Raw genomic sequence first — 23,574 nt, forward strand, 5'->3', positions numbered from 1 at the left:
TTCGTCAAACAGTGCCATGATCTGTCGCATCATGACATGCATGGGGTCATCACCCATTTCCTGTGTGATCGAAACCAGCTGAGCCGGGAGGAAATCCGGCAGGCAACAGGGTATGGTCTTGAGGACGTCGCTGCGGTGATGCGTGCGCTCGCCACCATTGCCGAAGGCGTCGATATTTCGTTTCGCACGCGGCCCATGCTGTCGGATGTCGCGGACGAAATGGTGCTGGAAGCTGCATTGAACGGGCAGGCGGAGGCCATCGTGACGCACAATGTCAAGGATTTCCGTCCGGCACTTGGACTGGGTATGACCGTGATAACACCGGGAGAGATCGTCAGGAGACTGAACACATGACGCAGACCCGACGCTATAAATATCCGCTGCAACTTCCGCAATCCTTGAAGGAGACCGCCGCGCGTCTGGCGCAGGAGGATGGTGTGTCGCTCAATCAGTGGATCATTTCCGCCGTCGCACAGAAGATCGGGGCCGTGGAGACGGCCAGCGAATTCCTCAAGGCACGTGCGGGTACGACGAAACGCGGTGCTCTGACAGGCTTTCTGGACAAAGCGCCGGATGTTATGCCCGTGCCGGAAGACAAGATGTGATGCAATGATGTGCTGGCAGGCATCTACGGTGAAAGCCTTTTTTGCTTGCTTGAGGGGGCCGGAACGAAGCCGCCCCTCAAGGCCGAGCCGCTTACCGCGGTGGCGCGTTCCGCGTCAGCCTTGACCGGCCGGCTCCGTCCCGGCGAGGGCTTGTGAGGCAGGAAGGCGGGCCTGCGCTGACAGGCAGCGCCAGCCGCGACGAGCCATGCAGACGCAGTGCATTGCCGAGTGAAGGGGAACCGATTCATGACCCGTGCCGCCCTCTATGCCCGCTATTCGTCCGACAATCAGCGGAAGCCTGCGCTCCCGCTTCGGTCGCGTGCTGCTCTTCGACCCGACCAATACGAAGTCGGCGGCCTATAATCCACTGCTCGAGGTGCGGAAAGGCGAATGGGAAGCCAGGGATGTGCAGAACGTTGCCGATGTGCTGGTGGATCCCGAAGGCTCGCTGGAGAAGCGGGAATCACTGGGAGAAGACATACCACTCGCTGCTGGTCGGCGCGATCCTGCACGTCCTCTATGCCGAAAAGGACAAGACGCTCGCCGGCGTTGCCGCCTTCCTCTCCGATCCGCGCCGGCCGATCGAGTCGGCGCTATCCGCCATGATGACCACCCCGTACGTCGGCGAGAAAGGCCCGCATCCCGTCATTGCCAGCGCCGCCCGCGAACTGCTCAATAAATCCGATAACGAACGCTCCGGCGTGCTCTCCACCGCGATGAGCTTCCTCACTAATCTCCTTATACAGGGTCAAGCGCCCTAAATTGACATCCAGCCTGGAACCTATCCGCCTCTCCCAACAATATAGAAATCATCGGGCGCTTGCGCCGCTCACAAAGCATTCATGCCATCTCCTTTCAATCCGGTCGAACCGAACGGGGCCGCTATTCAGCGGCCTCCCGGATCGTCCCGACGATCCATTCATTCAGGCTCTTGCCCGATGCTGCTGCGGCAATGACTGCGGCGGCATGGTCGTCAGGCGTGAGGCGGACATTGAACTTGCCAGAGAACTTCCGACGCGGCTCGATGCCCTTCTCCCGGCACATTTCGAGATACACGGCCAGCGACTTGCGGCCTTCCTCAATCAGATCGTGGACGCTCTCGGCATAGAAGTCGGCCCCACCATTCAGGCCGACAAACTCGCCGCGCAGCATCTGAATCTCGGGATCGAAAGCGATGACTGCCTTCTCACCATTGATTTCAACGACATTGTTCATGGCTTTACTCCGTGTTCGTCCAGCCATTTACGGATGCTGGCAACCGCACCTTTGTCCGTATCCGGTGACGGATGCGGGCGATGAAAGACGCGCACTTCGTCGAACAGGAACACGCCGACGCGCGAACCTTCCCGCTCGCTGACTTCCGCCCCGAGAACTACAAACAGCGCCTCTATGTCCGCCCAGCGGATCGAACCGTTGACTGGGCGGGCGAAGATCAGTTCCAGCGTGGCTCTGTGACGCTTTTTCATGGAGTATCCAGTATCATTTTTTAGTACCGTTTTCAAGCTCGATTTTGGCTCCCGAATCGGGCGATCCAGCGTCGGGGCCGAACATTTCATCGAACAGGTCGCCGAACCATCGCTCGAACACCTCGATCTCGGTTTCCGTGACCGGAACGGGATCGGGCCAGTCGTCGGTCACGGTCCATGTGGTGAGGGCGTGTTTCGGCGGCCTGCCGGAGAATGGCCACGGGTAAATGTGACGGCTTGCCAAAACCTGATGCAAAATCTTCCAACCGCGCCTCCAATCAAAGCGCTGCTCTGCAACTGTTGTGAACTGATGTGAAAAAGATTTTCAAATTGAAATATTTCTGATAACAATATTTTCATAAAGATAAAAACAAACGGGAACCACGTGAATCTGTCAACTTTGATCGGGTCGTGCCGGGGTAGTCTGACCTCAAACCAGCAGAAGATCGCAGATTTTGTGCTCGCCAATCCATTCGCGGTCGCGACAATGGGTATTGAGGAGCTTGCACAGGCAACCTCTACCTCGTCGGCAACGATTACCCGTTTTGTGCGGGCGCTCGGATTGGGGAGCTTTACAGATTTCAGAGGGCTCGCGGTGCAAGGCTATCAGTCATTGCTGCGCCCCGTGGAAAATGTCGACCGCGCCCGTCACATCCCGCCCGGAAAAATTGCGGAGGACTCCTTCCAGAGTGCGGCGGAAAGCCTGCGGCAGGTTATGAGTGAAGCCGGGAATACCGCATGGGAGGGCGTTGCCGCCCAGATGATGCACGCGCCGCGTGTTGCCTTTCTCGGTTTTGGCGTCAGTGCGAACATGCTGCAATATCTCGCTGATAAATCGATCCTTTCTACCCAGTCGCAGATCATGCTGAACGGGGCAGGCGGGCTTGAACGTGTTGCCCAGAAAGTGCTTCGGCTGGGGCCTGGAGATCTTGTGATAGCGATGGCCTTGCCACGCTATTCACAGGCAACCGTTGATTTTCTGAAACTCGCGAGGGGCAGGGGAGCCTATTGCATTGCCGTAACCGATGGCCCTGCCTCGCCGCTGTGCCCACACAGTCATGAACAGATTTTTGTGCCTGCGAGCCACCCCGTTTTGCACAGTTCGACGATTGGGGCACTCGCTGCCTTCGAAGCGATTATTGCCGTGCTGACGGCACATCATCAGAGCGTCTCGGATGCCGTCTCCGTAACGCGCTCTCTCATGCCCTATCTTTATGCGGAGGATGAAGATCTGCCGCAGTCCAAATCGAGGACCACGGATGTCAGTGAAACCGAATAAGCCGGTAGAAGCACCGATCGTACGCGTTGAAAATGTCAGTGTTGATTTCAAGGGCGATGATGGCACGTTTCGTGCGGTCAGGAATTTGTCGTTCGAGATCCGACCGGGTGAAACGCTGGCAGTTGTGGGCGAATCCGGATCCGGTAAATCTGTCACCTCTCTTGCGATCATGCGCCTTGTGGAATTCGGTGGCGGCAAGATTACGGAAGGCGCTATCGAATTTACCAACCGCGATGGAGTTACACACGACCTTACCAGATTCGCGCTTGATGAGATGGAAGGTATTCGCGGCAACGATATCGCGATGATTTTCCAGGAGCCGATGACCTCTCTCAACCCGGTTTTCACTGTTGGCGAGCAGATTGCCGAAGCGGTGCGTTTGCATCAGAAATGTTCTTCTGCTGAAGCACGGGCTGAAGCACTGCGCATGTTGGAAAAGGTCCGTATTCCCGATGCCAGGCGCATACTTGACCGTCATCCGCACCAGTTGTCGGGTGGCATGCGTCAGCGTGTCATGATTGCCATGGCTCTTTCTTGCCGGCCGCGCCTGCTGATCGCCGATGAGCCTACCACGGCTCTGGACGTCACCATTCAGGCGCAGATTCTGCGTCTCATCCGCTTGCTGCAGGAAGAGATGGGCATGGCCGTACTCTTCATCACTCACGATATGGGCGTTGTGGCGGAAGTCGCAGACAAGGTACTTGTTATGCGTAGCGGCGAGAAAGTGGAAGAAGGCACAGTAGAAACCATTTTTGCTGCACCGCAACACTCTTATACCCGCGCGTTGCTTGCCGCAGTGCCACGTCTTGGAGCCCTTAACGGTGAAAACCTTCCGCGTCGTTTTCCTCTATTGAAAGCAGATGACAGCGGCTCGGACAGTTTTGCCGAGTATCCTCCGCAAGACACGATCAAATCACCTGACCCGGTATTGCAGGTGCGTGATCTGGTGACACGGTTCGATATCAGGAATGGGCTCTTCTCGAAACTCACTGGTCGCGTGCATGCTGTGGAACAGGTCAGTTTCAGTTTGCACCAGGGTGAAACACTGGCGCTGGTCGGTGAATCGGGTTGTGGCAAGTCAACGACCGGACGCACAATTATGATGCTTCAGGAAGCCACTTCTGGAGCGGTCCTCTACAATGGCAAGGATATTTTCAAACTTGGAAGAGCGGAAAAGCAATCCATTCGCCGCAAGATCCAATACGTCTTTCAGGACCCGTTCGCATCCCTCGATCCGCGCCTGACTGTAGGCTTTTCAATTGCGGAACCGTTAATCACCCACGGACTCGCAAAAGGGGCGGAAATTCACGAGCGTGTAGTGGAATTGCTTCGGGATGTAGGTCTGCGGCCAGAACATGCACATCGTTATCCACATCAGTTCTCGGGCGGGCAACGTCAGCGCATCTGTATAGCGCGTGCTCTTGCGGGAGACCCCGATATTCTCATTACCGACGAGGCGGTTGCCGCGCTTGATGTCTCCATTCAGGCTCAGGTCATTAATCTGATGATGGAACTGCAGGAAAAACGCGGACTTTCCTACATATTCATCAGTCACGACATGGCGGTTGTTGAGCGGATATCCCATCGTGTGGCGGTGATGTATCTCGGGCAGATCGTTGAAATTGGTCCGCGGCGCCAGATTTTCGAGAATCCACAACATCTCTATACGCGACGGCTTCTCTCTGCGGTTCCAATTGCCGATCCCCAGCGACGTGAGCGCAGTCGCCCGCTTATCGAGGGGGAAATCCCAAGCCCGGTGCGTTCACCGGACGACATGCCGCTCGTCAGCTCTCTTATCGAGGTGGAGCCTGGCCATTTCGTAGCACGCCATCCCATCGGCGATTTTCATTGATCTTAGGAAGGAGTTGACAATGAAACTGAAGAACTTGCTGTTTTCGTCGGCGTTGGCCGCCGTGATGATGCTCCCGGGCGCGACGGCCTGGGCGAAATCCCTTACCGTTGCGGTACCAAATAACCTGACAGGTCTTGATCCAACGAACATCAATGACACGCTGTCGCAGACCTCGCTTCGTCTTATCTATCAGGGTCTTTTTGGCTTCGACAAGGATATGAAACTCATTCCTCTGCTGGCTGAAAGCTATGAAGCCAATGGCGAAGCGACCGAATTTACCATCAAGATTCGCAAAGGTATCAAGTTCCACGACGGCTCGGATTTCAATGCCGAAGCAGTCAAGGTCAATATCGAACGTCTTGCCAACCCAGACAACAAGCTTTCGCGCCGCAGCCTGGTCTCAATGGTCAAGGAAGTGCAGATTGTTGACGATGCTACAGTCAAATTGATCCTCAAGGAACCGTTTGGCGCGATGATCGCTTCGCTTGCTCATCCAGGTGCTATGATCATTTCACCGGCCGCGCTTGAAAAATATGGCAAGGAGATCGGACGCAATCCGGTCGGAACCGGCCCGTTCAAGTTCAAAAACTGGTCGGCAGATACGCTTGAAGTCGTGAAAAATGACAACTACTGGAAAGAGGGGCTTCCCAAGATCGATGGCGTTACGGTTCGTTCAGTGCCGGAATCGGGCGCGCGCTTTGCAATGCTCCAGACGGGTGAAGCCCAGTTTATCCCTTCCTTCCCTCCTGAACTGATGCAGGTCGCCGAAAAGAACCCGAATGTCGAGGTCGACAAAGATCCTTCTATCGTCGAGTGGTACGTTTCTCTCAATAATCTGAAAAAGCCTTTCGATGACGTTCGCGTCCGGCACGCGCTCAATTACGCCGTAGACAAGAAAGCCTATTGCAAGATCGTCTATAACGATCTTTGCGAGCCGGCAGATTCGATCATTCCCAAGAACCTTGCTTTCCATGTTCCGGTTGGTAATTACGAGTACAATCTCGACAAGGCCAAAGAATTGATGACGGAAGCAGGCCTGGAGAATGGTTTCGAAACGGAAATCTGGGCGAACTCCAATACGGAATCCATACGTGCGGTTCAGTTCATCCAGCAGCAACTGGCACAGATCAATGTGAAGGTGAACGTAATGCCGCTTGAGACTGGCGTTGCTGCGCAGAAAATCTGGTCCATCGAGAAGCCGGAGGATGCTGCCGTACAGATGTATTATGGCGGCTGGTCTGCTTCGACAGGTGATGCCGATTGGGGTATTCGTCCGCTGCTTTATGGCCAGAGCTTTCCGCCAGCAATGTTCAACGTTGCTTACTTCAAGGACGCAAAGGTCGATGCTGCCATCGAAGGTGCAATCAGCACGGCTGATCCGGCCAGGCGGGCAGAATTCTACGCGGACGCACAAAAGGCCGCCTGGGAAGGCGCGCCCTGGATATTCCTCGGTGTGAACCAGAACCTATCGGCCAAGACCAAGTCGCTTTCCGGCGTCTATATGCTTCCCGATCGTGGTTTCCTGCTCGAAGAAGCAGCATTTGCTGACTAACAGCTCGTGAAAAGAGCGCTGGCCTTTGGGGGCCGGCGCTACCTTTCCGAAAGGGAATTTATGTTTTCCTATCTCATCAAACGGCTTGTTGCCACCCTACCTGTCATCGTGCTGGTGATGGTTTGCGTTTTCGCCTTTGTGCATATGCTGCCAGGCGATCCCGCCCGCCTCGTGGCAGGGCCTGACGCCAGCCCGCAGGATGTTGCCGCAGTTCGTTCGTCGCTTGGGCTGGATAGACCGTTGCCGGAGCAATTCACGCGCTATATAGCGCGCGCAGCTCAGGGCGACTTCGGTGTTTCGCTGAAAACGCGTCGTTCGGTCACCGAGGAGATTGGCGAACGCCTGATGCCTACCGTCTGGCTCACCGTATTTGCAATGCTCTGGTCATCGCTTCTCGGTTTGCTCATTGGCGTGATTTCCGCAGTAAAACGGGGCAAATGGCCTGATTATGCCGGAATGATCGTTGCAGTATCCGGCATTTCATTTCCGCCATTCTGGCTGGGCCTGTTGCTGATCAATATCTTTTCGGTGAAACTTGGCTGGTTTCCGACCGGCGGGTACGGTACGTGGCAGCATTACGTGATGCCTTCATTCACCCTCGGGGTAGGAGTTGCAGCCGTGATGGCGCGCTTTACCCGCTCAGCGTTTATCGAAATTGCGCGGGAGGATTATGTTCGCACAGCACGTGCCAAAGGCGTGCCGGAGCGCAGGGTCATATGGAAACATGCGCTGCGCAACGCTTTGATCCCAATTATTACAATGGTCGGTCTGCAATTCGGCTTTCTGCTCGGTGGATCGATTGTGGTCGAAAGCGTTTTCTCTTGGCCAGGTGTAGGAAGACTGCTGGTCGATTCCGTTTCCTATCGCGATTATCCCGTCATACAGGCATTGATCCTGCTGTTTTCGCTACAGTTCATCTTCATCAATTTGCTGGTTGACGTTCTTTATGCCTTTGCAAACCCGGAGATCCGCTACAAATGAGCACGACAACCGTTTTGGTGGAACCCTCCCAGAAAATGCGCAGACCATTAGCTGAATTCTGGCGGCGGTTCAAAAAGCAGAAGGTGGCCCTCGTGGCGCTCGTCTTCATCATTGCTTTGGTACTGGCGGCAATTCTGGCTCCCGTGCTCGCGCCCTACGATCCGAGTACACCCGACTATAATGCTGTTCTGCAAGGACCCAGTGCCGGGCATTGGGCAGGAACGGATGCCTACGGACGGGACATATTCAGCCGTATTATCTGGGGTGCGCGCATTTCGCTTGCCGTTGGCTTTCTTTCGGTGACGCTGGGTGCTCTTTTTGGTGTCACTCTGGGTATCGTTTCCGGGTTTTACGGCGGTTGGGTGGATTCGATTATCATGCGATTCTGCGATCTGCTGCTTGCTTTCCCAGGCATTCTGCTTGCTATAGCTGTAATTGCTGTGCTCGGACCTGGTATTACCAATGTGATCTACGCAGTCGCAATCTTCTCTATTCCGGTTTTTGCCCGACTTGCGCGCGGTACGACGTTGCAGTTGAAGCGAACCGTCTATGTCGATGCATCGCGGGCCATCGGCGTGGCTGATCGCGTTATCATGCTTCGTCATATCTTGCCCGGCACCTTGCCAAACGTCATCGTCTATTTTTCGATGCGTATAGGCACCTCCATTCTGACAGCCGCTGCCTTGTCCTTCATCGGTCTCGGCGCACAACCGCCAAGTCCCGAATGGGGCGCCATGCTGGCTGATGGCCGGACCTATATGGGCGTAGCTGACCATTTGACGTTATTCCCCGGCATCGCAATTTTTGTCACCGTGCTGGGCTTCAATCTTTTTGGCGATGGCTTGCGCGACGCGCTCGATCCGAAGCTACGATCCGACTGAGGAGCGGTTGTTATGCGAATCTATATCTCCGCCGATATTGAGGGAGTTGCAGGTGTAGTTGCTCCAGCGCAAGGGCAGGCTGGTCATGCGGAATATGAGAAGGCGCGCATTCTCATGACCGAGGAAGTAAACGCCGTAATCGAGGGGTTGGTAGAAGCGGGCGCGACCGAAATCCTTGTCAACGACTCTCACGGGCCGATGACAAATATCCTGCCATCTCTGCTGCATCCGGCAGCCGATCTGCTTCTGGGCAAGCCTAAACCGATGAACATGGCCTGCGGTTTGACGGCTGAGTTCGATCTGTTCCTTATGGTCGGGCATCATTCCATGGCCGGCAAGGGTGGGGTGCTTGCTCACACCACAAACGGTTTTGCATTCCGGGAAGTCCGCATCAACAACTTGCCTTACGGGGAACCGGGTATTTACGGTGCTTATGCTGGAGAGCTTGGCGTTCCAGTTGGTCTGGTTTCCGGCGATGATTGCACGAGGGACGAGAATATTGGATTTTTCCCGGATGCTGAATTTATCGTTGTCAAACAATCTTTCGGTCACCGGGCTGCGCGACAGATATCCGTTCAGCGGGCGCGCGCTATGCTAAGGGAAGGGGCGATACGTGCAGTCCGAGAAGCTGGTAGTAAAAAAGCCTTCCGGCTGAATGGGCCATACAAGACAGAATTCTTGATGAGCAATGCGGCACTCGCCGATCAAATGGCAATACTCCCCCCAGCCAGACGGGTTGATGCCGTCACGGTGGGTTTTGATTGTGTGACAATGGCAGAGGTGGTCGGCTGGATGACGGCACTTTCCGCCATGAGTTTCGCGTTGCGCTGACGCGATTGGATAAAGCAGAACTCCTTCCACATTGAGGTTAGAATGTCTGAAACGATGCCGGTTATCGCGCTACATGGTGGTGCGGGAACGATACTGAAATCTATTATGACGCCGGAGCGCGAAGCGGCCTATCATGCTGCCTTACGCGCCTGTCTCGAGGCGGGGCTAAATATTCTGCGCGAGGGTGGCACATCGCTCGATGCTGTAACGGCTTCGGTCATGGCATTGGAAGACGACCCGTTGTTCAACGCGGGACGTGGCGCGGTCTATACCACCGACAGCACCCACGAAATGGATGCGGCCATCATGAATGGAATGACGCGTGAATGCGGTTCGATTTCAGGAATTTGCGGCCCGCGTCACCCCATACTTGCTGCACGCGCGGTGATGGAAACGACCGAGCATGTATTTCTGGCCGGTGATGGCGCCAGGCGTTTCTGTGAAAATGCCGGTCTTGAAATGCAAAGCCCGGAATGGTTCGGTACGGAACATCGGCTCCATGCCCTCAAGGTCGAAATGGACCGTCGCAAGAAGGGGCTTCCCGATGACGGCGATCCTGCTCGCAAGCACGGAACCGTCGGGGCGGTCGCGCTCGATCGCTTCGGTCATCTCGCTGCAGCAACTTCTACAGGTGGCATGACCGCCAAGACGCCCGGTCGCGTCGGTGATAGTCCCGTTATTGGCGCCGGAACCTGGGCGGACGATGCCACTGCGGCCATTTCGGCAACTGGACATGGCGAATATTTTATTCGCCGGGCGGTTGGACACGAGATAGATGCGCGTATGCGCTGGGCAGGGCAGGACTTGCACAAAGCAGCAGGCGACGTCGTGACCGAACTTGGTGAAATCGGCGGTTCAGGCGGGCTTGTGGCCGTGGACGCAAAGGGCAATATCTGCCTGCCCTTCAATAGCCCGGGCATGCATCGTGCATGGTGCGGTGTGGACGGTGTCGTTCATACCGGAATCTATCACCATTGATTTCGTATGCACACCCGTGTCAACGGCGGAATAAAATCAGGCCAAAGGGCGGTGTAAAAGTAGGCCGCTGGCGGCGTCGGCGATTTTGCGAGGGTTTCAGCCGGCCTTACTGGCTCGGCTTTGCGCGAGACGATAACTGTCGCCGTTCAGGGCGCCTCGAAGGCGCGTATCACCAGTGGAGGAAGGATCCCCCCAGATAATTGTCTATAGGTCTGGTAGTTAACAAGCGGCTTGCCGGGCAACCGGTCGGGCTGAAGCCTCGTGACAAAGGCCGCCATGGGCGGTCGAGCTATGCCACCTGGAGGCCCTTGGGTATTGGAAATGATTGGCACAGTGAACCGTGCAGCCGGGAGAGCCTGTGCCACCGTCGGTCTTGGAGATAGGCCAGAAAAGGCAAGCGAACGAATGCAGATCAGCCAACGGCAATCACGCTGGCGACAAGCCGGATGCTGATGACAAGGCCGATGCCGCCCAACGGCTTGGCGCAGTGGTATTATCCAGTGCCCAGCTGATCGGCAGGCAGATGGCGCGCGAGGATTTCGAAAAGTCCCTGCGGGCTGCAAATGACAATCAAAGGGATAAGAGTTGGAAATCGGGCTCGATAATCAGGACGATGAATAACGTCCACATTCCGTTTCTCCGTTGAAGATACAATATAGAAATGATATCTAGAAAGTGTGTCTATATGAGGAGATTACCATGGCCTTGAGCATCAAGACCGATGAAGCAGACCGGTTGGCGCGGGAACTATCCCGTCTTACCGGCGAGACCATGACTGACGCTATCACTCAGGCCATGCGAGAGCGACTGGACCGGCTTCGTGCCGAGCGCGAGGCGCAGCGCGATTACGTTGCGCGTATGAAAGCTTTCGTTCGTGAGCGTGCCAGTCGTTATGACCGCCGTCCGGTTACGAAACAGGAATGGGACGAAGCCGTCGGCGATACCTCAGAAGAGCCAGGCTATCATCAATGATGATTGTCGACGCATCAGCGATCATAGCGATCCTCTTCGATGAGGTGGAAGCGCCGGAGTGCATGGATGCTCTCCAGTCTGATACGGCGCGTCTGATATCGGCGGTGAATTACGTCGAGGCCGGTACAGTTCTTGCGGGCAGGATCAGGGAGGGAGATCGGCATGCTGCGATTGCCGATCTGGATGCATTCCTTGCTGATTTCGGCATCTTGGTTGCGTCCATAGATGACAGGCTTGCACGAGCTGCGATGAAGGCGCGGGTGGAATACGGCAAGGGATTTGGAACGAGAGCCGGTTTGAACTTCGGTGATTGTTTTGCCTATGCCTTGGCAAAACGGCATTCCGCTCCCCTTCTCTATGTCGGTGATGACTTTGCGCTGACTGACATTCAATCCGCGCTATCACGCGGCCCCTGCCAAGGCTAGCGCTTAGCCTTCATGCTGCGGAAGCGAGCAGCTTGGCCCGTTCGATCCGCTCACGCTCGCGCGGCGAATGCATCGCTTCCCACAAATCCGTCCGGCGCTGCACGTTCACCCAGAAGTCAGGGCTATTGTCGAACACACGCGCCAGAATGAACGCGGTCGGAGCCGTCACCGTACGGCGGTCGTTGCAAAGCTCGTTCACATACTTGCGCGGAACCCCCATCGCCCCGGACAACGCCGATTGTGTCAATTCCCAAGGCTGCATGAACTCTTCCACCAGAATTTCACCAACTGTCGCGGGCTTACGTACGGTCATCGGCATTTTCGTCACTTCAACGATAGCTGTGATCGTCCAGATAAAGGCCGGACGCTTCACCCTTACTTCCACCTCATCGGAACGCCAACCGCTATTGCTTGGTGACGTGGATGGAATGAAAACCCTCAAGATTGCCTTTCACCGTCTGATTTCGTCAAGCTTCGCCCGGGAACATAGTTGCGTGCTCTCGACGAGAGTGCATATGGGCCAGACGACCTTCATCAAGAAAGGGTTCCGTCAAGGTGATCCCTCGGGTTTCGGATTGCGCAGTTTCCTGATCGATGATGCTGGCAATCCAAAGAGTTAACTTCGCCCACGCGAACACAAGAACATCCAGACCGATCGCGTCATTCTTAAACCGGGACCACCAGAGGAACTCGAAGTGGTCAAGCGCATCTACACCGATTTCGTAGAACGCGGATTGACCGAACCGCAAGTTGCCAGTCGCCCGGCGTGACGGATCATGGTTTGCGCGAAACGGCCGCAGCAAGGCCTCGGGATGTATCGCTCACCACATTTCAATGCAAAAGCGCGCCGGCTAGGGATCAACGTTTCGTTTGTCATGGGTGTTCCTGCGCCGTTTCGGAATTTGCCTGCCAACGGTTATATGACCGATGGCAGGCTGGCGATACAATCTATACGCTGCTAGGGGCTACAGGGCAAAATTAGCCTGAATAATTCATGTCGAGTTGACGGATGTAGCCTAACCTTTTGAAACAGCGTAAGAAATGGTTGTCGAAGCCGATCCGTGCAGTTTCCGGGAGACTACATCCGCCATGAACGATCATACGGTGCCGCTGAGCGGTTTGTCACCCATTGATGGCAAGAATGTTGTTGCCCGGTTTGACGGCGGAATGCTGTCATCGGATGGTGGCCTTCTGGCTTTGAATGAAGTCGAGAAGCGCTATCGTATTGCCGAGCGCCTGGCAGGCTGCATCAAGGATCCGCGCCGTTCAGATCAGATTGTACATGGTCTTTCGACGATGATCAGCTTCCGCATACAGATGATTGCAGCAGGTTATGAGGATGGCAATGATGCCAACCGGCTTCGCAGCGATCCGGTCTTCAAGATGGCGCACAATAGTTTGCCCTCAGGCCGGTCGCTGGCCTCTCAATCAACGATGTGTCGGCTGGAGAACCTTCCGGACGTTCGTGAACTCCTCGCCATGGGCCAGGCCATGATCGACCTTTACTGCGCCTCCTTCCGGCAGGTACCGAAGCGGATCGTGCTTGATATTGATGATACTTTTGATGCTGTTCACGGTTGCCAGCAGCTTCGCCTGTTCAATGCCCATCATGACGAATACGGTTTTCAGCCGATTGTCGTCTTCGATGGTGACGGCCGGTTCGTCGCCGCAGTGCTACGCCCGGCCAAGCGACCAGGCGGCGCTGAAATCCGCGCCCACCTGCGCCGCCTTGTACGGATGATCCGAAACAACTGGCCCAATACCTGTATTCTGATCCGGGCCGACAGCCATTACACCAGCCCACTCGTCATTGACTGGTGTCGCGCCAATGACGTTGACTTCATCCTTGGCGTGGCGCCGACCACGACACTGCGCAAGCGCTTCGAGACCTCGGCAAAGGCGGGCAAGGTGCGCAGGTTCACGGAATTCTTCGATGGGGCGGCGAGCTGGAGCCGGGTGGAACGCATCATCGCGCGTATGGAAGCTGGTGCCCAGGGGACAGATACCCGCTTCATCGTGACCAACCTCACAGGCAACAGACCGAAAACGCTTTATGAGGGCGTCTACTGCCGACGTGGCATGGCCGAGAACCATATCAAGTCGTGGAAGACGCATCTGGCGGCTGACCGCACGTCTTGCACCAGAGCCACCGCCAACCAGTTCCGCCTCTTCCTGCATGCTGGGGCCTATTGGCTGATGTGGGGCCTGCGCGCTGCGATGCCGAAACGCTCACGCTTCGCCGTCGCTCAGTTCGACACATTGCGGCTGCGCCTGATCAAGATCGCAGCGCGAGTGATCGAAATGAAGACCCAGATCCGTCTCCATCTGCCGACCTCTTGCCCAAGCCAGAATATCCTGCGCCTCGTGCTTGAACGCATTCCAAAGCTGGCAACTTAAAAAAAGGGCGTAAACGCCCCGAAACCTCAACCCGTTCGTCGCAACTTCCAAACCCAGATGACACAACGACCGGTTAAAACCGGCGAATGTCCCCCTGTGAAAAACGCTCACTTCGGCACACGGCAATTTGCACGATGCGCGCCATATCCATTCCGCTATGAATTAACCGGGTTAGCTGTTAGTGATGACGGACTTACTTCGTCATTTCATCGACCGTCTTCACGAGCATAGGCAGGCCGTCTTCGGGGGTAAGATCGCCCCGCATAACCTTGGCAATGATGTCGCGTTCCGCGCGCCAGATGCGCACCGACGATCCGGTCGGATAGCCCTCCCACGGGCGCGCCAGCTCGATTTGGGATGCCACTGTTTTGAAGCGCGGTTCCTTTTCGTAAAAAGGAGCAAGATAATCAGCGCCGTCAGCCAGTTTGTTCGTCGGCAGATATCCTGTCGTTTCTACCACGATACTCTGTCCTTTCGGACCGGTGGCGAATTTCAGATATTCCCAGGCCGCCTTTTGCACTGCCTCATCTTGTGAAAGAATGATGCCCGCCGCGCCGCCCGTCGGGAGGCCGCCATTTTCCTTATCGTCAACCGGTACTCTTATCGTGTTCAGTTTGAAGCGGTCTCCTACAAGACCGATAATCTGTGCAAGGCGGGCGGGTGTATCGATGAAATAGGCTGTTTGTCCGGCTGCGAATTGCTGGCGCGCCTGTTCAAATTCCAACAAATTCTCGCCGCCCTCAGTCACGATACGACGGAGAATTTTGAGGGCTGCCAGACCCTTTTCATTGTCGAAACCGGCATTTCCCGTTTCAGGCTCGACGAGCTGCGTTCCTTTCTGCCGCAAAATGGTCTGCCAGAGCCAATCGTCGGGCCAATCGTAGATTGTATAACCGATACCCGCCATCTTCGGGTCTGCGTCATGGATTTTCTTGGCGCGCGCCAGAAGATCGTCCCAGGTCGCCGGTACCTCCTTGGGGTCCAAACCTGCTTTCTCGACGGCGCTTTCATTGACGTAAAGAATTGGGAGCGACGCGTTGAAGGCCATACCGTATTTGGTACCATCTACAACGCCGATATCGAGCATGGACTGTGAATAATTCTCCGTTATCCAGTTTTGTGGTTCGGCATCCAGAAACGGCTTGAGGTCCACGATCTGATTGCGCTTGGACAAAGTGCGCGCAAGCTCGGGCATAAGATGATAGCCGGGAAAGTAGATGTCTGGAAGCTGATTGGTGACGGCCAGCCGCTGCATCAGGAGATGGCCTTCGTCGTAGTCCTTGGCAGGAGCCCGGAATTTTATCTTGATATCCGGGTGTTCCTTCATGAAGGCTTGCGAAATTGGATCATGGAACTTCGCGAAGCCGGATTGTGCGTAGAGCACGTCCAGTGTCACCTCGGAGGCGGGTGCCGTTCCCGCCATACAAAGCGTCAGGGTTCCGGCGGCGATGAATTTTGCTATATGTTTCATATGTTCCTCCCTGGATTAAGACGTTTATTTATTGAGGCTTCTTATTTGACACCGGTCATGGTGATGCCCTGGATGAAACGCTTGCGCGCAATCAGGAAGCAGATCACGAGCGGGGCTGTAAGCATGGTGGCGGCCGCCGTCAGGGCTCCATAATTCGAGCCAGTTTCCGCGTCTGCGAAGAGCAGCATGCCAAGCGGTGGCGGAGCGAGCTGATTGTCGGAAATGACGATGAGCGGCCAGTAAAGGTCGTTCCAATGCGCGACGATCGAGAATACCGCGAAAGCGGCGATTGCCGGCATGGCGCTCGGCGTGACGATGCGCCAGATGATTTCAAGCTCGCCCATGCCATCAAGTCGTGCGGCATTGATGATATCGTCGGGAAAGCTCCTGAAAAACTGCCGGAACAGGAATATGGCGAAGGCCGACAGGAAAAACGGCAGCATCATCGAGAAATAGCTGTTGAGCTGGCCAGCCCAGGCCAGAGCGATATAAAGGGGAAGCGCTGGCACCTGGATGGGGATCGCCAGTGCTAGCAGGATCAGAACGAAGAAAAGGTTGCGGCCGGTAAATTTCAGCTTGGCCAGTGCGTAGGCACACGGGATTGCGACAATCAACTGGACCAGAAGGATACCGCTGCACACAATGACGCCGTTCAGTGCAAAGCGCAGCAACGGAGCGCTTTCAAGCGCGAAGCTGTAATTTTCCACGCCATAGAACTGCGTTGGCCATAACCGCAACTGAGCGCTGAATATCTCATTTGGTGGTTTGATTGATGTAACCAGCATCCAGACGAAGGGCATGACGATAAAGATTGCGCCCACGATCAAGATGGTGTGGACCGCGATGAAGCCAAGCCCCCGTTTCAGCCCCGAGAGGCTGCGGGCAGGCGGGCTTGCGGCTTGTGCTTTCATGTCCGGTATCGGTGTCAATAGTGCACCCTCCTGTCTATGAAAAAGGTCTGGATGCCCGAAAAGATCAGGATGAATGCCAAAAACACCAGAGTCAGAGCTGCGGCATAGGCGGTCGAGAAATACTGGAAGCCTTCCAGATAGATCGCATAAAGGATCACATTGGTGGAATCTTGTGGGCCCCCTCGCGTGATCGCGACTACCGTGTCAAAGACCTTGAAGGCGGTGATGGATGTGGTGATGAGGACGAACATGGTCGTCGGCCCAAGCATCGGCCAGGTCACGGTCAGAAAACGATCGATCACGCCAGCCGCGCCATCAATATCAGCGGCTTCATATAGGTCTTTGGGGATCGCCGAGAGACCGGCCAAAAACAGCACCATGTTGAAGCCGACCAGTTGCCAGATTCCAATGACCGCCAGCGTCGGCAGCGCATAGGCGGGGTCGCTGAGGAAATTGACGGGCTGGAAGCCCAGGGCAACAATAATCGCATTGATTGGGCCAAGGCTTGGATGAAGCAGGAACTTCCATACTGATGCCATGGCAATAAGTGTTGCCGTGACCGGCAGGAAGAAGATGACCTCATAGATTGCGCGGCTACGCGTTCGGCCATGGATGAGGAGGGCGAACAGGAGGCCGAGCCCCACTGATCCGGGAACCACGAAGGCCACGTAGATGAACGTGTTGAAGAGCGATCGACGGAAGGTCTCGTCGTGCAAGGCATTGGAAAAATTCTTGAGGCCGGTAAATGACAGCGTCAGGTCGCCAAGCTGATAATCGGTGAGGCTGAGCACCACCAAGACAATCAGCGGCACGATATGGAGCAGCAAGAGCAGCATGAATGCGGGTGCCGCCAGGCCAAGCCCTGTCAGCTTCTCGACGAATTCTCGCCGGCCAAGCCTTTGTCCAAGGGCCGGTTCAACGCGTTGAGCCATGTTGTGCCCTCCCGGAATCGTCGTCTGACAAGAGCACATGCGTTTTTCCGGCCCGCCGTCCGTCGGGGCCGAAAATATGGCAAAGCGTGGGGTCGAAGGTCAGTCGCACGGCGTCGCCTTCGTGGATGTCTTCGTGTGGTGATGTTGTGCGCATGATGAAGCCAGTGGCGTCCGTGCCGGTCAGGTCGAGGTGATGGAGAAATTCGGCGCCGAGATTTTCCGTGCGGCGCAGGCGTGCGTCGATGATCGGTTGGCCTGCAGCTGCCTGCTCGGGCGAACGCAGGTCGAGCGCCTCCGGCCTGATGCCGATGGTCACGCTCTCGCCTTGCGGCAGGTTGACGGCGATGCCAAGCGGCCGACCGTGTATTTCCACACGGCCGGCCGGTCCAATCGATGCGGGCATGGTATTGATTGTTGGGCTGCCAATGAAGCGGGCCACTTCCAGATTGGCCGGGTGCTCATAAAGTTCCGTCGGCGTCCCGAGCTGCTGCACCTTGCCGCCGTCCATCATTGCGACACGGTCCGACATGGTCATGGCTTCGATCTGGTCGTGTGTGACATAGATGAAAGTCGCGCCCATGCGCTTGTGCAGTTCAGTCAGTTCTGTGCGCATGTGGACGCGCAGTTTCGCATCCAGATTGGATAGCGGTTCGTCCATCAAGAAGGCACGCGGCTGGCGGACCATCGCCCGGCCGAGCGCCACGCGCTGGCGCTGCCCGCCAGAAAGCTGCGCAGGTTTGCGGCCAAGCAGCGCCTCGATCTTCAACTGGCCGGCCACGGCTTCGACCTGTTTTGCAATCTCTTGTGTGAGCCTTTTGCGGCGCGGCGAGAGATGTTTGATCAGCGGAATGCGCTCCAACAGGCTGAGTTTTTCTACTGTGAGGGGAACAGCGATGTTGTCGAAAGCCGTCATATGCGGATAAAGCGCGTAGCTCTGGAACACCATCGACAGCTTGCGCTCATGCGGGCGCAGGTGGTTCACCGATGCGCCGTCCACGCTGATCGTACCTGCCGACTGGCTTTCCAGGCCGGCTATGATGCGCACGAGTGTCGACTTGCCGCAGCCCGAAGGCCCAACGAGGGTAAGAAATTCCCCGTCGCGGATCGAAATATTAATGTCGTCCAGCACCTTGAGGCTTCCGAACGATTTGCTGATGTTTTGGATATCAACTTGGGACAAAAGCTCTCCTCCAGCATTCGTCGCCCGCCCAAACTATCGTGGGGGGTAAACCTCGTGCACAACGTCATCGATCCACATCATCTTCAGTTCCGGCAGATGTACACGCGTAAAGCTGAAACCTGTTTCCGAGAAATCGTAGCGTACGGCGCCAAGCTGTTTTTCGCCGCCCAAAGGCGGCTGCATGTGTGGACCAACCGCGAAGGCGGCTGACGGACACCAGACGAACTGGACGCCGTCGAGAATGAAATCGTGTGAGAGATGAAGATGACCACTGGCGATAAGATCGACACCGAAACGCTGCGTGAGGCGCTGCAGCCGGGTGCGCGGTTCCCGCTTTACCGACCAATAGCCGTTGTCGATATCCTCCCAGCCATTGATAAACAAAGGTTGGTGGGTAAACCATGCGATGCGGCGGCCGTCCGCGCTCTCCATTTGTCGTTCCAGCCAGTGAAACTGCGCTTCTTCCGCCGCAAGACCGGAACTTAAGATCATGGAATCAAACCCGAGAAGGCGCCAGTTTCCCACATCCTTTGCCCAGAAATCTGCGCCATACTGTCGGTTCCAGCGTTCCAGACGATGTTCGTTGGCCGGCTGATGTGCGCTTTGCGGTTCGCCGACATCGTGGTTTCCCGGAACAACCAGCATCGGGGCGGGCAGGTCGACCATCACTTCGCGGCAGAAGGCAAAATCGTCCTCAACATCCGCGCCGTCCACGCTGATATCGCCGGAATGGATGATGAGTTTGGGATTTTCACTGGCAAGCCAGTTTTTCAAAGGCCGCCAGTTTTCCACGAAATGCGCCTTGTGGCGTCCAAGATGCGTGTCTGAAATCTGTATGACGCGGACCATTCTTTCATTCCCCTGATTGCAAACTGATCAGATCAATTCACCGCATCGAAAAAAATTTACAACTGTTGGTGTGGCTTTGCAAATGTAACGCTGTGATCGGTCGGTCTGTCATGTTCACCGATGAGGATATTGGCAGCGGTTATCGCAGCCGGTAACTCTGCGGCTCCGTTGACCACGAAAGCAGCGCCGCTGGCCTTGAGAAGCGAAGCCCGATCGGGACGCGGATCTGCTGGATCGACAAATCCGATCGCAGTCATGTCTGCTGCATTGGCGGCGACGACGCCGTGCGAACTGTCGTCGATCATCACGCAATGCTCCGGCTTGACGTGGAATTGTTCAGCGCAATGCAAAAGAAGATCCGGGGCAGGCTTGGGTCTTGCCACCATCTGGGCGCTGAACACTGCGGGATGGAAATGTTGCCACAAATCAAGCTTGCCCAGACTGCTTTTGAGGCGCTCGATGGAACTGTTCGAGGCAACGCATTTGGGCCGCTTCACGCTTTTGACCACCGCATCAATGCCGGGCATCGATGTGAGCGAACGCCCAAATTCCTCATAAAGGCGCGTGTGCCAGGCGGAGAAATGGACATCGACGTCGACCATGCCTAATTCTTCCGCACAGATCCTGCGGATAGCCGGTTCTGAATGGCCGGTGAACCTGACATGCGCCTCCTCATCCGTGATGGACATGCCGGCATTGCGCAGCATTTCGGCAAGTGTCCGGCTGGCGATGGGCTCGCTGTCGATTAGCACCCCGTCACAGTCAAAAATAATGAGAGCAATATTTTCAAGAGCATCCAAGCCTGCTGATGTTGTGTCGGTCATGGCAATCATCCCTGCATGAAGGGCATTGGATGGAAGGCAGGAAAGCAAGGCCGCATATCGTACGGGATAGGTCGATGTCGTTTTGCCCTTTTGATTTCCGGCCGCATCGCTCTTTCCTCCCGGTAGTGCTTCAACTCTGACGACATTCAGTCTAGATAGGTTGAAACAGTTGTCAACGTTTAATTACAGATGTAAATATACTCGATATTGAAACCGTGGAATCAGCGATTTGTCCCGTACATTCTAACGGTCGCTATCTTTCCGTGCAGGACAAGCGCTGCTACACCAAAGCAGACAGGCAGAGGGTCCGCCTGGCGAGGCCCGGTTGGCAAATGAGGTTCTGAGGATGAACGGAAAGCCTTTGTTGAACGGTCCAACTGCGCTCTCTGAAGAACAGATGCAGATGCGCGTTGTCTGGCAATATTTCATGGAAGGTCGCACACAGGGAGAAATCGCGCAGGCCTTCTCCACCAATCGCCTGCGCATCAACAAGATTATCGCCGAGGCGCGCCGGTCGGGGCTGGTGACGATCACGTTGAACTCGCGACTGGTGTCATGCGTAGAATTGGAGCGACAGCTCGTCGCCGATTTTTCGTTGCGCCACGCCAGTATCGTGCCGACGCCCGACAATCCTGATCTGGTGCCGGTGCTGGTGGGACAGGCGACCGCCGATTATCTCGTAGACCAGCTGAACACCACCGACATATCGGGGATCGGCGTGGGGTGGGGCGCGACATTGCGCGAGATGGTGCGTCACATGCCTAAGCTGAAACGGCCCGATGTTTCCGTTAATTCCGTCCTCGGCGGTCTCACGCACGGCATCGAGATCAACACCTTCGATATTGCGAGTGATCTGGCGCGACAGCTCAATGCGCAATGCGCTTATCTCGCCGCGCCGATTTACGCTGGCAGCCCCCAATCTCGCGACGCCATTGTCAGTCAGGACGTGTTCGAAAGCGCTTTTGAGCGGATCAGGAAGAACGACATCATCCTTGTCAGTATTGGCGACTTGACGATGCGTTCGCTGCTAATCCGCTACGGATTGCCGAGTGACGTTTCGTTGGATGAACTGATTGCAGCTGGTGCCTGCGGCGATATCGTCGCGCAGTTTATTGACCGGAATGGTAAGCCCATCGACCATCCGATCAACCGGAGCGCCATAGCGCCGTCATTCGAGACCCTAAAAAGCGTGCCGACTGTGGTGTTCGCGTCGGGCGGGCTTAACAAGGCAGAAGCGCTTGCTGCCGCGCTGCTCTCCGGCACCGGCAATGTACTCATTTGCGACGAGGAAACCGCGCGCCGTGCTCGGCAGATTGCGCTTGATGCATTAGGTGTTTAAGGCGAGTAGCCAGATCAGCTACCTTCCAAACTGTGCTGTGAGACGCTTATCATCTTTAGCGATAAATAGCTCTCCTCATCGCTGGCCGCTTTTCTCCAATCAGCGGAAACCATCAATCCAGCTTGGAAATCGCCAAATGCGAGCGATTTTTGGACATCAAGGGGAAAGATAACTACCGCATCAGGCTCCAAAAGCCATGCTTTCGACCATGCACCTTTTTCAGATCCGCAACGTAGTCATCATGCGTTTTGAACTCTGCGAACTCTTCTATCTGATGTGCCAGAGACGCACATTCCATGAGATGTCGCGCGGCGTGCTTGTAACGACTGGAGCGAGCATAATTGAGTGTAAAGTCGATCATGGCACGCAGAAGGAGGGTCGCTGCCAGTGGATATTTTGCGCTTAGCACTTCTGCTGCAGGAGAGAGCAATTCGTAACGATCACCATCTAGTCCGGCGGCTCGGTGCATTACCAATTTGGCTGCTTCGGCAGGAGAAGGATAGTTCAAAAAGAGTATTAATGCCTGCTGGACATCGGGATGGGTCTGAGCGTATGCAAATGCCTTTTCCTCAGCCTCCACATCGTCAAAATCCGGTAATCGGCGCACAAATTCCTTCAGCATCTCGTCATCGAGAGACTGTTCAAAGCATTGCCAGCGAAACTGTTGTGCTTCTTCACCACGACCGAGCATTTCAAGAGCGTCGGCTCGTGTCGCCTGCCAATCGTAGGGAACTTGATACCGCTCACCGATTAGTGCCTTGTCAAGGATTCTCAAAGCTTCCTCGGCTCGCCCTGCCGAAACCAGCCTCCTGCCGATCTCTGTCGCTACTGTGGGGACAATATGCGTGTGCTCGGCATGCTGAGCGATATACAGATCCACGTCACCTAACGCGTCAGCGATTTGCTGCAAGGACACTTTTGCTGTGAAGAATGCGCTACTCGCATAGACATCGTCACGATAAACAGGCTCGTTTGAGCTCAGCCCTGTCAGTTGTCTGCTTTCGTTGGTTCGTTTCGTGTCGCGTGTCTTCGTTCCGCCTTCGAATAGCTGCTGCAATTGCCGCAGCCCTTCTTCGCCAAGGGCCGGTACCATGGATGGGATCAGTCTGTCGAACTGACTGTAGCCATTGTTATTTTGGAGTGCTGCATAAATTCGCCCGACAAGGCTCTCCGTGGAAATCTTGACCTGTCCAGCTATCCGTCCTGCGTCATCAATTGCCTGATGAAAGCTTTCGGTGAGCAATCCGCTACCGTCATGTGTGCGTTCGTAAATAGAATCTCCCAACAACAAAAACTGCCATATGAGTTCGAAAGCCTCATCGGGATTCGTCGGTGCTATTTTTTCGACGATTGTTTTACGCTGGGTTTCCAGATCGGATTTGACCGTCTTGACTTTCTGCCAGTCGATCCAACTCTTGGCGCGAGCGATACTGCTGAGACGTTTGCGAACCTCCCTGGCCAATTCTTCCCCGCTAGAGTTACCAGCAAGTTCCATTCGAAGACGTCGCTTGTGGTTGGCATTTCCGGTACTAATTTCGATCAGCAGTTCAGCCAGTTTCTCTACGCCGAGTGCTTCGAGACTTTTTGCATTGAGCGTCGTTTTGGATGCCATGAAATAAAAGCCATTCGATTAATGCATAGCTGAAATCTGAATAGCGGACTGAACAGGTTTTCGCCAGCATGATTAACGGCTTCTTGCCTGATTTGGAGAGTGCTCGTCTTGAATGTGAGAGCTGATTGGCAGAGGAAGAGATCCAGTTCGCGATTGACAAAGGCTCGTTGAGGCAACTGTTTGTCGTGATCTCCAGCCAAGACGCGAAAGCAATGGCAATAGGAACGAGATGATGAA

At 55.5% G+C, this 23,574-nt stretch carries 26 protein-coding genes and 1 pseudogene; 15 read left to right on the forward strand and 12 right to left on the reverse strand.

The features are described from left to right. Window positions 1-36: 36 nt before the first annotated feature. The 3 genes and pseudogenes from OANT_RS03205 to OANT_RS03215 form a co-directional block, all read left to right on the forward strand. Window positions 37-354, forward strand: coding sequence for a PIN domain-containing protein (locus OANT_RS03205; protein WP_012090878.1), 318 nt, complete (start codon window positions 37-39; stop codon window positions 352-354). Beyond that, window positions 351-605 (forward strand): toxin-antitoxin system HicB family antitoxin, encoded by a 255-nt coding sequence (locus tag OANT_RS03210; protein ID WP_012090879.1) that lies wholly within the window; start codon window positions 351-353, stop codon window positions 603-605. The genes OANT_RS03205 and OANT_RS03210 overlap by 4 nt, the downstream gene beginning before the upstream one ends. A gap of 301 nt (window positions 606-906) precedes the next feature. Then, a pseudogene (locus tag OANT_RS03215) lies at window positions 907-1,333 on the forward strand (type IV secretory system conjugative DNA transfer family protein); the annotation flags it as partial. A gap of 154 nt (window positions 1,334-1,487) precedes the next feature. Here the strand turns inward: OANT_RS03215 and OANT_RS27060 are convergent. The 3 genes from OANT_RS27060 to OANT_RS03230 are packed head-to-tail and all read right to left on the reverse strand — an operon-like array spanning window position 1,488 to window position 2,327. Beyond that, a complete protein-coding gene (locus tag OANT_RS27060) occupies window positions 1,488-1,820 on the reverse strand; it encodes a type II toxin-antitoxin system HicB family antitoxin (protein WP_012090880.1) in 333 nt (110 codons plus the stop codon). After that, the gene (locus OANT_RS03225; RefSeq protein ID WP_041544962.1) at window positions 1,817-2,071 is read right to left on the reverse strand and encodes a type II toxin-antitoxin system HicA family toxin; all 255 of its coding nucleotides are present in this window, start codon (window positions 2,069-2,071) and stop codon (window positions 1,817-1,819) included. The genes OANT_RS27060 and OANT_RS03225 overlap by 4 nt, the downstream gene beginning before the upstream one ends. A gap of 13 nt (window positions 2,072-2,084) precedes the next feature. Further along, window positions 2,085-2,327 carry a hypothetical protein gene (locus tag OANT_RS03230; RefSeq protein ID WP_012090882.1) on the reverse strand — a complete coding sequence of 81 codons (243 nt, stop codon included), beginning with the start codon at window positions 2,325-2,327 and terminating at the stop codon, window positions 2,085-2,087. Between the two features lie 129 nt (window positions 2,328-2,456). Between OANT_RS03230 and OANT_RS03235 the strand changes: the two genes are divergently transcribed. The 10 genes from OANT_RS03235 (at window position 2,457) to OANT_RS03280 (ending at window position 11,822) form a co-directional block, all read left to right on the forward strand. Next, window positions 2,457-3,350 (forward strand): MurR/RpiR family transcriptional regulator, encoded by an 894-nt coding sequence (locus OANT_RS03235; protein ID WP_012090883.1) that lies wholly within the window; start codon window positions 2,457-2,459, stop codon window positions 3,348-3,350. Further along, window positions 3,331-5,202 (forward strand): dipeptide ABC transporter ATP-binding protein, encoded by a 1,872-nt coding sequence (locus OANT_RS03240; protein WP_012090884.1) that lies wholly within the window; start codon window positions 3,331-3,333, stop codon window positions 5,200-5,202. Before OANT_RS03235 ends, OANT_RS03240 begins: the two co-directional genes overlap by 20 nt. 19 nt (window positions 5,203-5,221) lie before the next feature. Next, the gene (locus tag OANT_RS03245) at window positions 5,222-6,754 is read left to right on the forward strand and encodes a glutathione ABC transporter substrate-binding protein (RefSeq protein ID WP_012090885.1); all 1,533 of its coding nucleotides are present in this window, start codon (window positions 5,222-5,224) and stop codon (window positions 6,752-6,754) included. A 60-nt stretch (window positions 6,755-6,814) separates the two neighbouring features. Continuing rightward, complete coding sequence (gsiC, locus tag OANT_RS03250) at window positions 6,815-7,735, forward strand: glutathione ABC transporter permease GsiC (protein ID WP_012090886.1); 921 nt, start codon at window positions 6,815-6,817, stop codon at window positions 7,733-7,735. Next, complete coding sequence (locus tag OANT_RS03255) at window positions 7,732-8,616, forward strand: ABC transporter permease subunit (RefSeq protein WP_012090887.1); 885 nt, start codon at window positions 7,732-7,734, stop codon at window positions 8,614-8,616. Before gsiC ends, OANT_RS03255 begins: the two co-directional genes overlap by 4 nt. Before the next feature lie 12 nt (window positions 8,617-8,628). After that, entirely contained in the window at window positions 8,629-9,447 is an 819-nt protein-coding gene (locus tag OANT_RS03260; RefSeq protein WP_012090888.1) for a M55 family metallopeptidase, read from the forward strand. Window positions 9,448-9,489: 42 nt separating this feature from the next. Further along, a complete protein-coding gene (locus OANT_RS03265) occupies window positions 9,490-10,425 on the forward strand; it encodes an isoaspartyl peptidase/L-asparaginase family protein (protein WP_012090889.1) in 936 nt (311 codons plus the stop codon). Between the two features lie 358 nt (window positions 10,426-10,783). Continuing rightward, on the forward strand, window positions 10,784-11,071 hold the full coding sequence (locus OANT_RS26690; RefSeq protein WP_115179265.1) for a hypothetical protein: 288 nt from the start codon (window positions 10,784-10,786) through the stop codon (window positions 11,069-11,071). A 53-nt stretch (window positions 11,072-11,124) separates the two neighbouring features. Further along, the gene (locus OANT_RS03275; RefSeq protein ID WP_012090891.1) at window positions 11,125-11,397 is read left to right on the forward strand and encodes a type II toxin-antitoxin system VapB family antitoxin; all 273 of its coding nucleotides are present in this window, start codon (window positions 11,125-11,127) and stop codon (window positions 11,395-11,397) included. After that, the gene (locus tag OANT_RS03280) at window positions 11,394-11,822 is read left to right on the forward strand and encodes a type II toxin-antitoxin system VapC family toxin (protein WP_012090892.1); all 429 of its coding nucleotides are present in this window, start codon (window positions 11,394-11,396) and stop codon (window positions 11,820-11,822) included. The genes OANT_RS03275 and OANT_RS03280 overlap by 4 nt, the downstream gene beginning before the upstream one ends. Window positions 11,823-11,832: 10 nt before the next feature. On the opposite strand, the gene OANT_RS03285 is transcribed toward OANT_RS03280, so the two are convergent. Both OANT_RS03285 and OANT_RS03290 read right to left on the reverse strand, forming a co-directional pair. Continuing rightward, window positions 11,833-12,141, reverse strand: a complete 309-nt coding sequence (locus tag OANT_RS03285; protein ID WP_012090893.1) for a HigA family addiction module antitoxin — start codon at window positions 12,139-12,141, stop codon at window positions 11,833-11,835. A 148-nt stretch (window positions 12,142-12,289) separates the two neighbouring features. Continuing rightward, window positions 12,290-12,571, reverse strand: a complete 282-nt coding sequence (locus OANT_RS03290; RefSeq protein ID WP_041544966.1) for a hypothetical protein — start codon at window positions 12,569-12,571, stop codon at window positions 12,290-12,292. A gap of 340 nt (window positions 12,572-12,911) precedes the next feature. Here OANT_RS03290 and OANT_RS03295 point away from each other — a divergent pair, with 340 nt between their 5' ends. Further along, window positions 12,912-14,219, forward strand: coding sequence for an IS1380 family transposase (locus OANT_RS03295; RefSeq protein WP_012090894.1), 1,308 nt, complete (start codon window positions 12,912-12,914; stop codon window positions 14,217-14,219). 193 nt (window positions 14,220-14,412) lie between these two features. On the opposite strand, the gene OANT_RS03300 is transcribed toward OANT_RS03295, so the two are convergent. Genes OANT_RS03300 through OANT_RS03325 form a run of 6 tightly spaced genes read right to left on the reverse strand, consistent with a single transcriptional unit; the run spans window position 14,413 to window position 20,386 of the window. Further along, the gene (locus OANT_RS03300; protein ID WP_012090895.1) at window positions 14,413-15,690 is read right to left on the reverse strand and encodes an ABC transporter substrate-binding protein; all 1,278 of its coding nucleotides are present in this window, start codon (window positions 15,688-15,690) and stop codon (window positions 14,413-14,415) included. A gap of 41 nt (window positions 15,691-15,731) precedes the next feature. Beyond that, on the reverse strand, window positions 15,732-16,619 hold the full coding sequence (locus OANT_RS03305) for a carbohydrate ABC transporter permease (protein WP_012090896.1): 888 nt from the start codon (window positions 16,617-16,619) through the stop codon (window positions 15,732-15,734). After that, window positions 16,616-17,533: a carbohydrate ABC transporter permease gene (locus OANT_RS03310; RefSeq protein ID WP_012090897.1), complete on the reverse strand. Its 918-nt coding sequence runs from the start codon at window positions 17,531-17,533 to the stop codon at window positions 16,616-16,618. Before OANT_RS03310 ends, OANT_RS03305 begins: the two co-directional genes overlap by 4 nt. Next, window positions 17,517-18,713 (reverse strand): ABC transporter ATP-binding protein, encoded by a 1,197-nt coding sequence (locus tag OANT_RS03315; RefSeq protein ID WP_012090898.1) that lies wholly within the window; start codon window positions 18,711-18,713, stop codon window positions 17,517-17,519. Before OANT_RS03315 ends, OANT_RS03310 begins: the two co-directional genes overlap by 17 nt. 33 nt (window positions 18,714-18,746) lie before the next feature. Continuing rightward, window positions 18,747-19,562, reverse strand: coding sequence for a metallophosphoesterase family protein (locus OANT_RS03320; protein WP_012090899.1), 816 nt, complete (start codon window positions 19,560-19,562; stop codon window positions 18,747-18,749). Between the two features lie 56 nt (window positions 19,563-19,618). Beyond that, on the reverse strand, window positions 19,619-20,386 hold the full coding sequence (locus OANT_RS03325) for an HAD family hydrolase (RefSeq protein WP_012090900.1): 768 nt from the start codon (window positions 20,384-20,386) through the stop codon (window positions 19,619-19,621). A 346-nt stretch (window positions 20,387-20,732) separates the two neighbouring features. On the opposite strand from OANT_RS03325, the gene OANT_RS03330 reads away from it, so the two are divergent. Further along, window positions 20,733-21,725, forward strand: coding sequence for a sugar-binding transcriptional regulator (locus OANT_RS03330; RefSeq protein WP_012090901.1), 993 nt, complete (start codon window positions 20,733-20,735; stop codon window positions 21,723-21,725). Window positions 21,726-21,897: 172 nt separating this feature from the next. Here the strand turns inward: OANT_RS03330 and OANT_RS03335 are convergent, their stop codons facing one another. After that, window positions 21,898-23,337 (reverse strand): DUF6880 family protein, encoded by a 1,440-nt coding sequence (locus tag OANT_RS03335; protein WP_012090902.1) that lies wholly within the window; start codon window positions 23,335-23,337, stop codon window positions 21,898-21,900. Window positions 23,338-23,574: the final 237 nt, after the last annotated feature.

The organism is Brucella anthropi ATCC 49188 (genome assembly GCF_000017405.1).
Classification (GTDB): Bacteria; Pseudomonadota; Alphaproteobacteria; order Rhizobiales; family Rhizobiaceae; genus Brucella; species Brucella anthropi.

What these genes read in the sequence shown, in the direction of transcription:
- OANT_RS03330 (WP_012090901.1), top strand. Translation starts at nt 20,733, where the DNA reads ATGAACGGAAAGCCTTTGTTGAACGGTCCAACTGCGCTCTCTGAAGAA.
- OANT_RS03205 (WP_012090878.1), top strand. Translation starts at nt 37, where the DNA reads ATGCATGGGGTCATCACCCATTTCCTGTGTGATCGAAACCAGCTGAGC.
- OANT_RS03275 (WP_012090891.1), top strand. Translation starts at nt 11,125, where the DNA reads ATGGCCTTGAGCATCAAGACCGATGAAGCAGACCGGTTGGCGCGGGAA.
- OANT_RS03300 (WP_012090895.1), bottom strand. Translation starts at nt 15,690, where the DNA reads ATGAAACATATAGCAAAATTCATCGCCGCCGGAACCCTGACGCTTTGT.
- OANT_RS03320 (WP_012090899.1), bottom strand. Translation starts at nt 19,562, where the DNA reads ATGGTCCGCGTCATACAGATTTCAGACACGCATCTTGGACGCCACAAG.
- OANT_RS03210 (WP_012090879.1), top strand. Translation starts at nt 351, where the DNA reads ATGACGCAGACCCGACGCTATAAATATCCGCTGCAACTTCCGCAATCC.
- OANT_RS03280 (WP_012090892.1), top strand. Translation starts at nt 11,394, where the DNA reads ATGATGATTGTCGACGCATCAGCGATCATAGCGATCCTCTTCGATGAG.
- OANT_RS27060 (WP_012090880.1), bottom strand. Translation starts at nt 1,820, where the DNA reads ATGAACAATGTCGTTGAAATCAATGGTGAGAAGGCAGTCATCGCTTTC.
- OANT_RS03260 (WP_012090888.1), top strand. Translation starts at nt 8,629, where the DNA reads ATGCGAATCTATATCTCCGCCGATATTGAGGGAGTTGCAGGTGTAGTT.
- OANT_RS03245 (WP_012090885.1), top strand. Translation starts at nt 5,222, where the DNA reads ATGAAACTGAAGAACTTGCTGTTTTCGTCGGCGTTGGCCGCCGTGATG.
- OANT_RS03255 (WP_012090887.1), top strand. Translation starts at nt 7,732, where the DNA reads ATGAGCACGACAACCGTTTTGGTGGAACCCTCCCAGAAAATGCGCAGA.
- OANT_RS03295 (WP_012090894.1), top strand. Translation starts at nt 12,912, where the DNA reads ATGAACGATCATACGGTGCCGCTGAGCGGTTTGTCACCCATTGATGGC.
- gsiC (WP_012090886.1), top strand. Translation starts at nt 6,815, where the DNA reads ATGTTTTCCTATCTCATCAAACGGCTTGTTGCCACCCTACCTGTCATC.
- OANT_RS03335 (WP_012090902.1), bottom strand. Translation starts at nt 23,337, where the DNA reads ATGGCATCCAAAACGACGCTCAATGCAAAAAGTCTCGAAGCACTCGGC.
- OANT_RS03310 (WP_012090897.1), bottom strand. Translation starts at nt 17,533, where the DNA reads ATGGCTCAACGCGTTGAACCGGCCCTTGGACAAAGGCTTGGCCGGCGA.
- OANT_RS03265 (WP_012090889.1), top strand. Translation starts at nt 9,490, where the DNA reads ATGTCTGAAACGATGCCGGTTATCGCGCTACATGGTGGTGCGGGAACG.
- OANT_RS03240 (WP_012090884.1), top strand. Translation starts at nt 3,331, where the DNA reads ATGTCAGTGAAACCGAATAAGCCGGTAGAAGCACCGATCGTACGCGTT.
- OANT_RS03325 (WP_012090900.1), bottom strand. Translation starts at nt 20,386, where the DNA reads ATGACCGACACAACATCAGCAGGCTTGGATGCTCTTGAAAATATTGCT.
- OANT_RS03225 (WP_041544962.1), bottom strand. Translation starts at nt 2,071, where the DNA reads ATGAAAAAGCGTCACAGAGCCACGCTGGAACTGATCTTCGCCCGCCCA.
- OANT_RS03285 (WP_012090893.1), bottom strand. Translation starts at nt 12,141, where the DNA reads ATGCCGATGACCGTACGTAAGCCCGCGACAGTTGGTGAAATTCTGGTG.